The 13398-nt window shown below is 71.0% G+C and carries 13 protein-coding genes; 7 read left to right on the top strand and 6 right to left on the bottom strand.

What is annotated here, in order from left to right:
• The first annotated feature begins 66 nt into the window (after window positions 1-66).
• Window positions 67-750, top strand: a complete 684-nt coding sequence (locus tag ABD287_RS12315) for a helix-turn-helix transcriptional regulator (RefSeq protein WP_344172465.1) — start codon at window positions 67-69, stop codon at window positions 748-750.
• A 413-nt stretch (window positions 751-1163) separates the two neighbouring features.
• Entirely contained in the window at window positions 1164-2975 is a 1812-nt protein-coding gene (gene recQ, locus ABD287_RS12310) for a DNA helicase RecQ (RefSeq protein ID WP_344172399.1), read from the top strand.
• Window positions 2976-3028: 53 nt separating this feature from the next.
• Here the strand turns inward: recQ and ABD287_RS12305 are convergent, their stop codons facing one another.
• From ABD287_RS12305 to ABD287_RS12295, 3 genes are all read right to left on the bottom strand, one after another.
• Window positions 3029-3643 carry a DUF305 domain-containing protein gene (locus ABD287_RS12305; protein ID WP_344172397.1) on the bottom strand — a complete coding sequence of 205 codons (615 nt, stop codon included), beginning with the start codon at window positions 3641-3643 and terminating at the stop codon, window positions 3029-3031.
• A 188-nt stretch (window positions 3644-3831) separates the two neighbouring features.
• Window positions 3832-4635, bottom strand: coding sequence for an aquaporin Z (gene aqpZ / locus ABD287_RS12300; protein ID WP_344172395.1), 804 nt, complete (start codon window positions 4633-4635; stop codon window positions 3832-3834).
• A 155-nt stretch (window positions 4636-4790) separates the two neighbouring features.
• On the bottom strand, window positions 4791-5192 hold the full coding sequence (locus ABD287_RS12295; RefSeq protein WP_344172393.1) for a spore germination protein GerW family protein: 402 nt from the start codon (window positions 5190-5192) through the stop codon (window positions 4791-4793).
• A 258-nt stretch (window positions 5193-5450) separates the two neighbouring features.
• On the opposite strand from ABD287_RS12295, the gene ABD287_RS12290 reads away from it, so the two are divergent.
• The gene (locus ABD287_RS12290) at window positions 5451-6050 is read left to right on the top strand and encodes a hypothetical protein (protein WP_344172391.1); all 600 of its coding nucleotides are present in this window, start codon (window positions 5451-5453) and stop codon (window positions 6048-6050) included.
• A 291-nt stretch (window positions 6051-6341) separates the two neighbouring features.
• Window positions 6342-7679 carry a DUF6880 family protein gene (locus ABD287_RS12285; protein ID WP_344172389.1) on the top strand — a complete coding sequence of 446 codons (1338 nt, stop codon included), beginning with the start codon at window positions 6342-6344 and terminating at the stop codon, window positions 7677-7679.
• Window positions 7680-7729: 50 nt separating this feature from the next.
• Here the strand turns inward: ABD287_RS12285 and ABD287_RS12280 are convergent, their stop codons facing one another.
• From ABD287_RS12280 to ABD287_RS12270, 3 genes are read right to left on the bottom strand one after another with little or no spacing between them, the layout of a single operon-like run.
• Window positions 7730-8683: an ABC transporter permease gene (locus ABD287_RS12280; RefSeq protein WP_344172387.1), complete on the bottom strand. Its 954-nt coding sequence runs from the start codon at window positions 8681-8683 to the stop codon at window positions 7730-7732.
• Between the two features lie 2 nt (window positions 8684-8685).
• Window positions 8686-9591, bottom strand: coding sequence for an ATP-binding cassette domain-containing protein (locus ABD287_RS12275; RefSeq protein WP_344172385.1), 906 nt, complete (start codon window positions 9589-9591; stop codon window positions 8686-8688).
• Window positions 9588-9980 (bottom strand): GntR family transcriptional regulator, encoded by a 393-nt coding sequence (locus ABD287_RS12270; protein ID WP_344172383.1) that lies wholly within the window; start codon window positions 9978-9980, stop codon window positions 9588-9590. The genes ABD287_RS12275 and ABD287_RS12270 overlap by 4 nt, the downstream gene beginning before the upstream one ends.
• 206 nt (window positions 9981-10186) lie before the next feature.
• Between ABD287_RS12270 and ABD287_RS12265 the strand changes: the two genes are divergently transcribed.
• From ABD287_RS12265 to epsC, 3 genes are all read left to right on the top strand, one after another.
• Complete coding sequence (locus ABD287_RS12265) at window positions 10187-12061, top strand: glycoside hydrolase family 15 protein (protein WP_344172381.1); 1875 nt, start codon at window positions 10187-10189, stop codon at window positions 12059-12061.
• Between the two features lie 39 nt (window positions 12062-12100).
• Window positions 12101-12409: an amphi-Trp domain-containing protein gene (locus ABD287_RS12260; protein WP_344172379.1), complete on the top strand. Its 309-nt coding sequence runs from the start codon at window positions 12101-12103 to the stop codon at window positions 12407-12409.
• 392 nt (window positions 12410-12801) lie between these two features.
• Window positions 12802-13344 (top strand): serine O-acetyltransferase EpsC, encoded by a 543-nt coding sequence (gene epsC / locus ABD287_RS12255; RefSeq protein ID WP_344172377.1) that lies wholly within the window; start codon window positions 12802-12804, stop codon window positions 13342-13344.
• Window positions 13345-13398 lie beyond the last annotated feature (54 nt).

The raw sequence follows: 13398 nt of genomic DNA, 5'->3' as shown, positions 1-13398 counted from the left end.
TTGACCTCACTCAACGTTATAACGTTGTGCACCGTGAAAACCTCTGGTCCACGGCCGGTCGACGAGATGATCGACACTCCGCGCCATCAAGCGCTCAGCTCGTCGAGCCGGGTCGACATTCTCAGCATCGTCCGTGCGGCGGCGACCGGCAGCACCGCGGCCGAAATCGTCCAGGAAACTGACCTGCACCCCTCCACCGTGCGGGCGCACCTGGACCGCCTCACCACCGCCGGCCTGCTCGTACGGGCCCGCGCCAGCAACGGCCAGCCGGGCCGACCAGCCTGGCGGTACCGCACCGCCGCCACCGGGACGACGCCCGCCCCGGCCCCGTACCGCGCGCTCGCCGCCGCGCTGCTCGCCCACCTCACCGAACGCGAGCATGACGGGGACGTGCGCGGACGGGCCGCCATAGTCGGTCGGCAGTGGGGCCGCCAGCTCGCCGCCGCCATCCCAGCCGATGACGCCACCGACGCCGCCGGGCCGGTGACGACAGTGGCCCGGGTCCTCACGGCGCTGGGCTTCGCTCCCGACCTCGCGGAAACCGCGCCCGCCGCGGTCCTGCACCTACGCAGCTGCCCGTTCCTCGAACTCGTCAGCGCCCACCCGGACGCCATGTGCGGGCTGCACCTGGGCGTCGTCCAAGGGGCGTGGCTGGCCGTCGGCGGCCCGGACGGCGACACCGCGCTCGCACCGTTCGGGGCGCCGACCGCGTGCGTCGTCCGCCTGCCCGCCAGCGCGGACCGGCCATGACCACGACGAGCCACCGTCCGGCGCTACCTGCCCCCCAGCACGACGCCCGGGCGATGCTGCTGCCCTACGCCTGCTGTTCGCAACCAACGCAATATCCACCAGATAGGCCTCAGGGCGTGGACTTTTCTGGCAGATAGGCGAAGGCGTAGCCGCCGGTCGCCGTTGTCTGCGTGGTGGCGGAGAAGCCGATTCGGCTGCGGGCTGTGGTCGGGATGCTGCGCCGCAGTATCTTGTCGCCGCAGGTGTGGCGAGTGCGAGCGGCCAGGATCTCGGTGCCGTTATCGGCGAATGAGACTTCGATCGTGGCCCCGCTGGTCCGGGCGGACCCTGCATAGGACGGGCGCTCCGGGCCTGCGACCAGGGTGGCGCCGGCCGGGTTGCCGGCCGCGGTCCCGGCACCGGAGAATCGCCGGGTGCAGGACGCAGCGCAGGTACTCCGTCGGGTCTTCGGCTACGACGCCTTCCGGGGCAGCCAACAGGAGATCATCGATCACGTCGTAAGCGGGGGCGACGCGCTCGTCCTCATGCCCACCGGCGGCGGCAAGTCGCTGTGCTACCAGATCCCCGCGCTGCTGCGCGACGGCGTCGGCGTCGTCATCTCGCCGCTCATCGCCCTCATGCAGGACCAGGTGGACGCGCTCACCGCGCTGGGCGTCCGGGCCGGGTTCCTCAACTCCTCACAGAGCCTGGAGGAGCGCCGCCGGGTCGAAACCGCGTTCCGCGACGGCGCCCTCGACCTGCTCTACCTGGCGCCGGAAGGGCTCAGCACCGGCTCGGCGATGCGGCTGCTGGAGCAGGGTCGGATCAGCCTGTTCGCCATTGACGAGGCGCACTGCGTCTCCCAGTGGGGTCACGACTTCCGTCCCGACTACCTGGCCCTGTCGGTGCTGCACGAACGCTGGCCGGACGTCCCCCGAATCGCTCTGACGGCCACCGCCACCACCAGAACCCGGGACGAGATCGCCACCCGGCTTCAGCTCACCGACGCCCACCAGTTCGTCTCCAGCTTCGACCGGCCCAACATCCAGTACCGGATCGTGCCGAAGAACGAGCCCCGCAAACAGCTGCTGGAGCTGCTGCGCGCCGAGCACCCCGGTGACGCCGGGATCGTCTACTGCCTGTCGCGGGCCAGCGTCGACAAGACCGCGGCGTTCCTGGTCGAGCAGGGCATCGCGGCGCTGCCGTATCACGCCGGCCTCGACGCCCGGACCAGGCAACGGAACCAGGCCAGGTTCCTGCGCGAGGACGGCCTAGTCATGGTCGCCACGATCGCCTTCGGCATGGGCATCGACAAACCGGACGTGCGGTTCGTCGCCCACCTCGACCTGCCCAAGTCCGTCGAGGGGTACTACCAGGAGACCGGCCGCGCCGGCCGGGACGGGCTGCCGTCGACGGCGTGGCTGGCGTACGGGCTCGCGGACGTCGTCCAGCAACGCAAGATGATCGACAGCTCCGAGGGCGACCTGGCCCACCGGCGTGGGCTGGCCGCCCACCTGGACGCCATGCTGGCGCTCTGCGAAACGGTCCAGTGCCGCCGCGAGCAACTGCTGGCCTACTTCGGTCAAACCAGTCAGGCGTGTGGCAACTGCGACACCTGTCTCAACCCGCCGCAGTCCTGGGACGGCACCATCCCGGCCCAGAAGCTGCTGTCCACAGTGCTGCGCCTGCACCGCGAGCGCGGCCAGTCGTTCGGCGCCGGGCAGTCCATCGACATCCTCCTCGGCCGGCGCACCGACAAGGTGGTGGCGCACAAGCACGACGAGCTGACGGTGTTCGGCATCGGCGCCGACCTGGGCGACGCCGAGTGGCGCGGCATCGTGCGTCAGCTGCTGGCCCAGGGTCTGCTGGCGGTCCAGGGCGAGTACGGGACGCTGACCCTCACCGAACGCAGCGGCGCGGTGCTGAGCCGGGAGCTGCCGGTGATGCTGCGACGCGAGCCCGCCCGCACGACGACGTCGCGAAGCCGTCGCAAGGCCGCCTCCGCGCCGGTGGACCTGCCCGTTCAGGCCATTCCGGTGTTCGAGGGGCTGCGCGCGTGGCGGGCGGCGGCGGCGAAGGAGCAGGGCGTGCCCGCCTATGTGATCTTCCACGACGCTACGCTGCGGCAGATCGCCACCGACGCCCCAAGCAGCCTGGACGCCCTGAGCCAGGTGAGCGGTGTCGGCGAGACCAAGCTCGAACGCTACGGCCAGCAGATCCTCGACGTCCTCGCCGCCGAGGCGTGAGCCGGCACGACGCGGTGGGCGCCCGCTCCCCGCGGACCGCCCACCGCCTCAGCTCACTGGGCCGTCAGCATGGTGCGCATCGTCGCGATCTCGGCGGCCTGATCGCCCTGGATCTTGACGGCGAGCGCCTTGGCGTCGGCGTTCGCGCCGTCGTTCTGTTCGGCCCTGGCCATGACGATCGCGCCCTCGTGGTGCTCGATCATCATGGTGAGGAACATGGTGTCGAAGGCGTCGCCGGACGCCTTGCCGAGCTTGGCCATGTCCGCGTCGGTCATCATCCCGGGCCCGGCGTGGGCGCTGTGCCCCTGGCCGGGCGCTGTCGTCGGAACGGGCTTGCCCCAGGCGCGCAGCCAGTCGGACATCACGGCGATCTCCGGGTCCTGCGCTGATTTGATCTTGGTGGCGAGCTCCTTGACCTGCGGACTCTGAGCGCGCTTGAGCGCCATGTCGGCCATCTCGACGGCCTGCTGGTGGTGCGGGATCATGCCGGTGGCGAAGGTGACGTCAGCGTCGTTGAACGCCGCCTGGGAGCTCGGGGCCGCGGTCGGCGTCGGCGACGTCACTCCGGCGTCGGTGGCTGGCTCGGCGCCGCCGCAGGCGGCCAACGCGACGGCCAGCGCCCCGTTGACGCCGAGCACGGCGAGACGACGCGTGTTCTGTCGGTTCATTGCGGTCTCCGTAGCTGTCGGCGGCCGTCACGGTGACAGCGCTGGCGCCGGGGCCGGGTGCTCAGGGTGGACGAGGATCGCGGCCAGCGCCGCCCCGCGGCGGCGCGAACTCGGAACATGGCGGTGATCGGCATCGCGGCGATCGTATCCGGCGGCGAGCGCCTGAGATGGTGCTGGTCGCGCAGGGGTCAGCGGGACGGCGGCGGGTCCGGCGGGGCGGCGGTGCTCAGCTCGCCGACCGACACCGTCGCCGTCTCGGTGTCCTGCGCCTCCCCCGCGACCGGCTCGACGCCCTCGCCGCCGGCGATGAACCGGTACGCCACGCCGGCGATGGCGCCGCCGACGAGCGGGGCCACCCAGAACAGCCACAGCTGCGACACCGCCCACCCGCCGACGAACAGCGCCGGGCCGGTGGAGCGGGCCGGGTTCACCGAGGTGTTGGTCACCGGAATGCTGATGAGGTGGATGAGGGTCAGACACAGGCCGATCGCCAACGGCCCCATCCCTTTGGGGGCGCGACGGTCGGTGGCGCCGAGGATGACCAGCAGGAAGAACCCGGTGAGGACCAGCTCCGCGACGAGCGCCGCGGCCAGCCCGTACCCGCCGGGCGAGTGTTCGCCGTAACCGTTGGCGGCGAAGCCGCCGGCCGAGACGTCGAAGCCGGACTTCCCGGAGACGATCACGTACAGGACCCCGGCGGCGACGATCCCGGCCAGCACCTGGGTGGCGATGTAGGGCAGGACGTCCCGGGCGGCGGCGCGGCGACCGAGCCACAACCCGACGGTGACCGCGGGGTTGAAGTGGCCGCCGGACAGGTGCCCGAACGCGTAGGCCATGGTGAGCACGGTGAGGCCGAAGGCGAGGGCGACGCCGAGGAAGCCGATGCCGGTCTCCGGGAACGTCGCGGCCAGGACGGCGCTGCCACAGCCGCCGAACACCAGCCAGAACGTGCCGAGGAATTCCGCGCCGAGGCGGCGGGGCATTGTCGTCATGGTTGATGAGCCTGCCATGTCGCCGACCGTGGCCAGGGAGAATCGGAATCACCGGTCGTCAGTCTGATTCTCCCGGCCGGGCCGCTGTGCGCGACGGAACGCACGCCGTGGGGCGCGCCACCAAACACCCGCCGCGGGCGTGGCGAGACGCGCGTTCAGCGCTTGCCGAAACGGCGGTAGCGGAACGGCGCGCGTCGCCCCTTGAGCAGTGTCCGGACGACGAGCAGTCCGACGATGGCGACCGCCTGAACGCCCATGACCACCTTGTTGACGTCCACGGCTGGCCGCCACGCCACCCGGCCCTCCTTGATCACGTAGACACCGAGCGGCTTGGCCGACAGTCCCAGACCGGCGCCGGTCCCGGTGCCCTCACGGCCGGGCGTGGTCGGGACGGCGCCGGTGCCGCCGCCACCGCCGCCGCTCACCTTCGCCACCGGCAGGACCGTCATCTCGTCCCGGGTGATCGGCGCCCCGAAGACGTTGTCAGCCTTGGCGCTGTCGACCAGCTCGCGGATGGTCTCCAGAGTGCGCGTCTCGTTCGTTGCGGTCTGCGTCATGCTGTCCTCTTTTTCGCTAAGGAACCTCTGCGGTCGCGGCCGACTACCCCCTCAGCGGCCGCCCATCCCTCCCGGGGCTCGGGCACTTTCACGCCGGCCGCCGGGCGAACCCCAGCGGCGGGGAATACTGGTGGCCGTCAGAGCGTCGTGTACAAGGACGCCCCGGTTGAGCGGACGAAACGCACGGCGACCGGGGCTCGCGGCGAGCAAGGCTCGCGCCGACGCCGCCGTGACGCCGCCGCATGAGGGGACCTCAGCATGGATATCAGCAGACCTCGCGCCTGGCTGATGATGTCCCTGGCCAGCGTCCTGGGCGCCGGCGTCGTGGCCGCGCCGACGTCCGCCCGGGCCGCCGCCTCGCACGCGCAGCATGTGGTCGTCGATGATCGGCCACGGCCGCAGCCGGCGAGCGAGCCCGACCACGGGCCCACGGCGCGGGTGATGCAGTGGGCGACGGGAGGTACGGACTCCGCGCCCGACGACCTGGCGCCCAGCGACGTCCGCACGATCTGGGACGGGGCGGTCGCCGCCCGTCGCGCGGCGCAGCGGGCGTGCTACATCCCGACGCACATGCTGGACGCGTTGCGGCAGATCTCCGACGGCACGCTGGCGCCGGAGGTGCGAAACCGCGACGTAGTCATCTGGCAGGGACGCGGCAAGGAGCCGCGGACCACGGCGCGTAAGTGGGCCGGTTCGGCGGAGTTCCGGGTCGAGCGGCCCGGTAAGCCGAACGAGCACCGGATTCTCATCCATCCCTCGGGGCGGATCGGCTTCACCATGAACCACTACAGCAAGATCCGCGAGTACCACCCGCGCGGCGACTGCGGCTGCGCCGCGCAGGGCAGTCGCCGGACCTGACGGCGCTCGCCGCGGGCGCGGCGCGACAGCCGCGCTGACGGATGATGGAATACCGGCATGGCCTGGTTCACCGAAGACGATCTATCCGCTACCGCGGACGGCCGCTCCTACGAGCGTGGCCTCGGCTACGTCGACGCGGTCGTCGATGTGGCCGAGTTGCCCGACGGGGTGTCGCCATCGTCAACGGCGGCGCCGCCTACACCGTCCGGCTGTCCGGACGCCCCGGGACCGTCCTCGGCGAATGTTCCTGTCTCCACGGGCAGGAGGGCGCGTTCTGCAAGCACACCGGACTTGCGGAAGCACCTCGCCAGCCAGACGTCCGCCGAGCTGGTCGACCTCATCCTCGACCTCGCTGCCGACGACCCGGCCATCTACCGCCGGCTGTCGCTGCGGGCCGCGACGGCCGGCAAACCGGACACCGCCGAGCTGCGCCGGCTAGTCTCCGGACTACGGGGCGCCAGCTTCCTGGACTACCGGGCGTCATACCAGTACGCCGGCAAGGCCGGTGATGTGCTCGACGCGCTCGCCCGGGTCGCCGACAACGCCCCGGGCGTGGCCGCGCCGCTGTTCCGGCGCGCGATCGAGCTGATCACCAAACGATCAGAGCAGGCCGACGACTCCGGCGGGGCCATCGGCGGGGCCGCGGCCCGTGCCGTCGCCGGGTACGCGGCGGCCTGCCGCGCCGCGCCGCCGCCCAAACCCGCCGATCTCGCCAACTGGATCATCGACTTCCAGCTCGACGGACCCGGGTGGCCGGAGGTCCCCGTCGCCGACTTCGCCGACGCGCTCGGCGAGGTCGGCCTGGACGCCTACTGGCGACGGCTCAGCGAGCTGGCGACGACAACCAACGGCAAGTCCCGGTGGGACCATCGCCAGTTCACCATTACCCACCTGCGCGAGGAGTACCTGCGCACCGTCACGGGCGACGTCGACGCGCTGGTGGCCGTCTACGCCGAGGACCTGTCGTCGGGCTACCAGTTCGTCCGGATCGGCGCCGCCCTGCGGGACGCCGGTCGGGTCGACGACGCCGTCCGCTGGCTCGTCCGCGGCCTGGCCGAGGCGCCGCGCCCCGACTCACGCGTCAACGAGCTGCTCGCCGAGCTGCACACCACCGCCGGACGCTTCGCCGACGCCCTGGAGCAACGGTGGACGTTGTTCGCCGAACGCCCCGACCAGCGACGACACCGCGACCTGCTCGATGCCGCCGAACGGGCCGGCACGCTCACCGACACCAGCGATCGGGCGATGGCCCACCTCGTGACGCTGGCCGCCCGCGGCGGCTACGCCGCCGACCCGCTCGTGTCGATCCTCGTCGCCGCTGGCGACATCGAGGCGGCCTGGGTAGCCGCACACGAGCACCGGTGCAGCGACGGGATGCTGCTCGGCGTCGCCGAGCGGCGCGCCACCACCCACCCGGCCGACGCGATTCCGGTCTACCGCGACGCCGCCGAACGCAGCATCGCCGCGAAGAACAAGCGCGGCTACGCCGACGCGGCGCGGCGCCTGCTCGTGCTGCGCGACCTGCACGAGCGGTCCGGCGGCGACTTCGCCGCCGAGCTGGACTCAGTCAAGGAGGCCCATCGCCGGAAGACGACCCTGCTGGCGGAGCTGGCGAAGGCCGGGCTCTAACGCCGTGGTCGGGTCCTCACGTCGCCGGCTCGGGCCGGCCCAGCCGCGCATCAGTCCCGCCTCCGCATGGCGAGCACGGCGCCGACGGCGAACAGACCGGTGAGTCCGGCCAGGATGCCGGCGGTGATGAGCTGGAACCGCCAGTACCGGTCCGCCGGGTGGTAGTCGACCAGGTTCTGCCAACCGTGCTTTGCGTAACACTCCTCAGTCGGACTGGCATCCCAGGTGGCGGCGCGTTCCTGCACAACGACCGCGGCGCCGTCGCATGCGCTGGTGTTGGTCACCCGCCGGCCCGCCGCGTCGCGGACATAATCCGCCACCCAGATGGTGTTGACGGGACTCCCGGCGGTGGAGTAGTACTCCCGCCCGGGGACGGTCACCGGCTTCATCAGGCTGTCGCGGGTCTCCGTGAGCACCCCGAAGGTCAACGCCAGCACAGCGACGGTCGCGCCCATCGCCGGGATAGCCCGCCGGATCGCGGCGCTGAAGAAGACCCCGACGATCAGCGCGAACACGAGGAAGGCGACGGGCAGCACCCCGGTGGCGTTGAAGTACCCGACATCCTGGAATGGGCGCCCGGACATGCCCTTCACCGTGGAGAACCACGGCGCCACCATCTGGGCCGTGACGAGACCGGCGACGGCCACGGGCAGGCCGAGCAGTCCGACCTTGGTCCACAGCCAACGGTTCCGCGACACCGACTGCGTCCAGGCGACGCGGTGGGTGCCGCGCTCCACCTCGCGGGCGACCAGCGGCGCACCGAGCACGGCGCCGACGATAAGCGGGCCGACGTAGGAGACCAACCCGGCGCCCCCGCGGACGAGACCCTGGAGGAAATTGGCGAACCAGGCGCAGTCCCGGCCAGGACATGGACCGTTCCCGGACGCGGCAAGGTAACGCGGAGCGTCCGAGGCGGACCAGAACAGAAGAATGCCTCCGAGGGCAAACAGTCCGAGGCCGAAGAGGATGAAGGCGCGGTGCTGGCGCCAGGTGATCCACACCATGATCAGTGCTCCGTCTTCTTACGCAGCAGCGCGATGACCAGGTCTTCGAGGCCGAGCAGCTCGGCCTCCCAGCCGGCGCCAATCTCCGGGCGCGGCGCGCGGACCACCAATGTGGCCTGACGACCGGCGCTCGTCCGGCTCACGACCTCGTGCCGCGCGGCGACCTCGTCGACGGTGTCGACGCTGCCGGTGAGCCGCCAGTGTTGGGAGATCACCTCGTCGAGGTCGCCGCTGAGCTGAACCCGACCGTCGTTGAGGACGACGAGGTGGTCGCAGGCGCGGGCCAGTTCGGCGACCAGGTGCGAGGAGTAGAGGACGGTGAGACCGGTCTCCAGGACGCTTGTCATGAGGCTGGCGGCGACGTCCACGCGGGCGACCGGGTCGAGGTCGGCCAGCGGCTCGTCGAGCAGGAGCAAATCGGGCCGCTTGCCGAGCGCCACGGTGAGCGCCACCTGCGTCCGCTGACCGCCCGAGAGCCTTCCCAGCCGCTGGTCCAGCGGCAGGCCCAGCTCCGCGACACGGGCGTGGGCAAACTCGTCGTCCCAGCCTGGGTTGAGTTCGCGTCCAAAGCGCAGCGTCTCAGCGACAGTGAAGCGGCGGTAGACCGCCTTGTCCTGTGGCAGGAAGGCGATGCGGGGCAGCGCGGCGTCGATGGCGTCGGTGGGCGTGCCGAAGATCTCGACGCTGCCGGTCGTGGGCCGCATCAGGCAGGCGGCGAGCTGAAGCAGCGTCGACTTGCCGGCGCCGTTGGGGCCGACGAGCGCGGTGACGCTGCCGGCGGGCACGACGAGGTCGCAGTCGCGCAAGGCCCAGGTGCGGCGGAAGCGTTTTCCGAGGCCGGTGACGCGTAACGCGGCGGGCTGCTGCGCGGCCTGCGGCGCCGCGGCCAGGTTGGCGGGGGATGTCATGGGGCGTGGTCCTCTCGGAAGGTGTCGGTGAGCGCGGCGTCGATGAGCGCGTCGATGTCTTCGCGGTCGAGCCCGGCTGCACGGGCCGCGGCCAGCCAGGCGTCGAGATCGCGGCGCAGCCCGGTGTTGGCGGCCGGCCGGACGAGGGGGCCTGGCAGGACGAACGTGCCGAGGCCAGGTCGTCCTTCGACGAGCCCTTCGCGTTCCAGTTCGCGGTAGCTCTTGAGCACGGTGTTGGGGTTGATGCCCACCTGTGCGACAGCCTCCTTGGCGGTGGGCAGCCGGTCCCCCGGCTGCAACAGGCCAAGACGCAGCGCGCGCTTGACCTGGTGGACGAGTTGCAGGTAGCTGGCGACTCCTGACGCGCGGTCGAGATGGAACTCGATCACATGCCGCCCCCTCTCTTTAACTAGTTGAGTAGTTAAATAGTGAAAGTGGCCGCCGGTCAAGTCCCGATCAGGTCTTCGCGATCGCTGAATGGCCTACCACCAGGGCAAACAGTCGGAAATGGCGAATCTGAAGCCCGAGCAGGCCAGGACGCGCATGCTGCGAATGAGGGCGCCACACGACGTAGCGCCGTGATCGGGAGGTGGGAATGGACGCGTACCCGGCAATCGAGGACCACGGACTGATCGGGGATCTTCAGACGGCCGCGCTGATCGCGACAGACGGGACCATCGACTGGTTCTGCGCGCCACGCTTCGACTCCCCGAGCGTCTTCGCCGGGCTGGTGGACCGGACCAAGGGCGGCTACTTCGGCGTCCGTCCTGAAGGCACGACCTACGTCACCAAACAGCTGTACCTGCCGGGGACCCCGATCCTCATCACCAGGTTCCTCAGCGCCGACGGCGTCGGCGAGGTCATCGACTTCATGCCCATCGCCGGTGACAAGGCCACCGACCGGCACCGCCTGGTAAGGATGGTGCGGGTGGTGCGGGGCCAGATGCGGTTTCGGCTCGAATGCGAGCCACGCTTCGACTACGGCCGAGACCTACCGGACGTCGAGATCACCGAGGACGGTGTGGTCTTCCGCGGCCGGACCGCCACCATGCACCTGGCCGCCTCGCGCGCCCGCCAACGGCTGATCCAGGAGCCGATCACCAGCAACGGAAACGGCGTCACCGCGTACGCCAGTCTGGCAGCGGGCGACGTCGGCGGCATGGTGTTCGACACCGCCCCGGTCGGTCCGATCCGGGCCGTCGGGGCCGACGAGGTTCTCGACATGTTCACCCAGACGCGCGACTACTGGCGCGACTGGATCGGCCGCTCCACCTACCGGGGTCGCTGGCGCGAGACGGTCGAACGCTCAGCCATGACGCTCAAGTTGATGACGTACGCGCCGACCGGCGCCCTCATCGCGGCCCCGACCGCCGCCCTGCCCGAACAACTCGGCGGCGAACGGAACTGGGACTACCGGTACACCTGGGTCCGAGACGCCTCCTTCTCCATCCACGCCCTGCTCAGTCTCGGCTACACCGACGAGGCGACGGCGTTCCTCGGCTGGCTCAGCGACCGTGTCCGGGAAGCCACCGAACACGCTGAGCCACTCCAGATCATGTACCGCATCGACGGTTCGCCGGAACTCGCGGAGGAGACCCTCGCCCATCTGGACGGCTACCGCGGCTCACGCCCGGTTCGCATCGGCAACGGAGCGGCGGGCCAGCTCCAGCTCGACATCCACGGCGAGGCGCTCGACTCGCTCTACCTGGCCGACGCCCGCGGGCTCGGCATGTCGGCCGAGGGGTGGCGGCACGTCGCGCGACTCGTCGACTGGTTGTGCGACAACTGGGACCGACCCGACGACGGCATCTGGGAGACCCGCGGCGGCCGACAGGACTTCACCTACGGTCGCCTCATGTCCTGGGTGGCGTTCGACCGTGCCATCCGCCTGGCAGGGAACCACGGGCGCCCGGGCGACGTGGCCCGCTGGACGCGGATGCGCGACGCCGTCTACAACCAGATCATCGAGCGCGGGTACCACCCCAAACGGGAGGCTTTCGTCCAGCACTATGGAACCGAGGTGCTGGACGCTTCGCTGCTCTACATGCCCTTGGTGGACTTCATCGCGCCGAACGATCCGCTGTGGCAGTCGACGCTACGGGCGATGGACGAGGAACTCGTCTCGGACAGTCTGGTGTACCGGTACGACCCGTTCGCCTCACCGGATGGGCTTCAGGGCGCCGAAGGCACCTTCACCATCTGCTCGTTCTGGTACGTCGACGCGCTCGCCCGCTCCGGACGGGTGGAGGACGCCCGGCTGACCTTCGAGAAGATGCTCACCTACAGCAACCACCTCGGCCTGTACTCGGAGGAGATCGCGCCCACCGGTGAGCAGATGGGCAACTTCCCGCAGGCGTTCAGCCACCTGGCGCTCATCAGCGCCGCCGTCAACCTGGACAGGAAGCTGGATCAGGAGGTCGGCTCGCCTGCAACGCCGACGGCCGGCCGAGGCGTTCGCCAACCGGCGTGACCCGCCGGGACAACCGTCGAGCGCAGGAGGCTGATCACGGTGGCGGAGAAGGCCACGATCAAGATGGAACGCCAGCAGACGGCCAGCCGCAAAGAGGTCGCGGCCTGGCTGTCGGGGCTGGCGAAAGCGGTGGCCGCTGGCGGGTCGGGCGAGGTTGAGATCGCCGGCACGACCGTCAGTTTCGATATCACCGACGAGGTGCTGCTGGAGGTCGAGGTCGGCGCGGACGGTGACGAGCTCCAGCTTGAGATCGAGCTGAAATGGTCCACCGCACCGGCTTCGGCCGAGGCGCCCGGGCCGTCGGCGGCGCCGCGTGCGGCCGCGGGCAGACGAGCCCCGGCCCGGTAGGCCCGGGTCGGTACGGGAGCCGAACGGATCGAGTCCAGCTTGACGACCGTTGCCGCCGACTCCCCCCAGCTGGGTCCGGCGGACGAACCGTCGGCTGACGACGCGCCGGTGGTGGCGCGGCGGCCAGGTCGTCACGTAGGCTACTCCGCATGACTTCCGTGGGTATCGTGGCGCCGCTCGCCGGCTGCCGCTTCGCTACGCCCATGGCCGGTCTGCACGTCCGGAAGACCTTCGACGAGTGGTGTCCGAGCAGCTGTTGAGGCCACGCCTCCACCGCTCACGACCGGTCGTGACGCATCCGTCCGACCGTCTCACCGTCCGATTCGCGTCCCCACGCCCGCGCTGAGGCGCGTCCCGGTGGCGACGCGTGGCGCTGTCGAAGGTGATTTCCGATGTTCGCTGACATCCGGCACGCGGTTCGTCGTGATCCCGCGCTACGGGGCCGCGCCCTGCCCGAGGTCCTGCTCTACCCGGGCCTGTGGGCGGTGTGGGCGCACCGGCTGGCGCATCCGCTGCACCGGGCCGGTGTGCCGCTGCTGCCCCGGCTGATCTCCCAACTGGCCCGCTGGGCCACCGGGGTGGAAATCCACCCCGGCGCCCGGATCGGGCGGCGGCTGTTCATCGACCACGGCCACGGGGTGGTGATCGGCGAGACCGCCGAGGTGGGCGACGACGTCACCCTCTTCCACCGGGTCACCCTCGGCAGCCGGGGCTGGTGGGGCGGCGCCGACGCCGGCCGCCGGCACCCGCGGGTCGGTGACCGGGTCGTGCTCGGCGCCGGGGCGTCCGTCCTCGGCCCGGTGACTGTCGGCGACGACGCCCAGATCTCGGCGCACGCGCTGGTGGTCCGCGACGTCCCGGCGGCGGCGCGGGTCCGCGTGCCGTACGCCGTCGCCCAGGAGTGTCCGCGGTTCATCGCGGGCGCCGGCATCTGACCGTCTGAACCCGCTTCGCCGCCCCCGTCTGAATCCGAACCCGAATACGGAGAG

Origin of the sequence: Pilimelia columellifera subsp. columellifera, from assembly GCF_039532605.1 — a bacterium.
In the GTDB taxonomy this organism is placed as follows: Bacteria; Actinomycetota; Actinomycetes; order Mycobacteriales; family Micromonosporaceae; genus Pilimelia; species Pilimelia columellifera.
This window is presented reverse-complemented; position numbering and strand designations above follow the sequence as displayed.

Bases quoted from the DNA above. Each gene is read 5' to 3' on its own strand.
- ABD287_RS12275 (WP_344172385.1), bottom strand. From the start codon at position 9,591: ATGACATCCCCCGCCAACCTGGCCGCGGCGCCGCAGGCCGCGCAGCAG.
- ABD287_RS12265 (WP_344172381.1), top strand. From the start codon at position 10,187: ATGGACGCGTACCCGGCAATCGAGGACCACGGACTGATCGGGGATCTT.
- ABD287_RS12315 (WP_344172465.1), top strand. From the start codon at position 67: ATGATCGACACTCCGCGCCATCAAGCGCTCAGCTCGTCGAGCCGGGTC.
- ABD287_RS12295 (WP_344172393.1), bottom strand. From the start codon at position 5,192: ATGACGCAGACCGCAACGAACGAGACGCGCACTCTGGAGACCATCCGC.
- ABD287_RS12280 (WP_344172387.1), bottom strand. From the start codon at position 8,683: ATGGTGTGGATCACCTGGCGCCAGCACCGCGCCTTCATCCTCTTCGGC.
- aqpZ (WP_344172395.1), bottom strand. From the start codon at position 4,635: ATGACGACAATGCCCCGCCGCCTCGGCGCGGAATTCCTCGGCACGTTC.
- ABD287_RS12305 (WP_344172397.1), bottom strand. From the start codon at position 3,643: ATGAACCGACAGAACACGCGTCGTCTCGCCGTGCTCGGCGTCAACGGG.
- epsC (WP_344172377.1), top strand. From the start codon at position 12,802: ATGTTCGCTGACATCCGGCACGCGGTTCGTCGTGATCCCGCGCTACGG.
- ABD287_RS12290 (WP_344172391.1), top strand. From the start codon at position 5,451: ATGGATATCAGCAGACCTCGCGCCTGGCTGATGATGTCCCTGGCCAGC.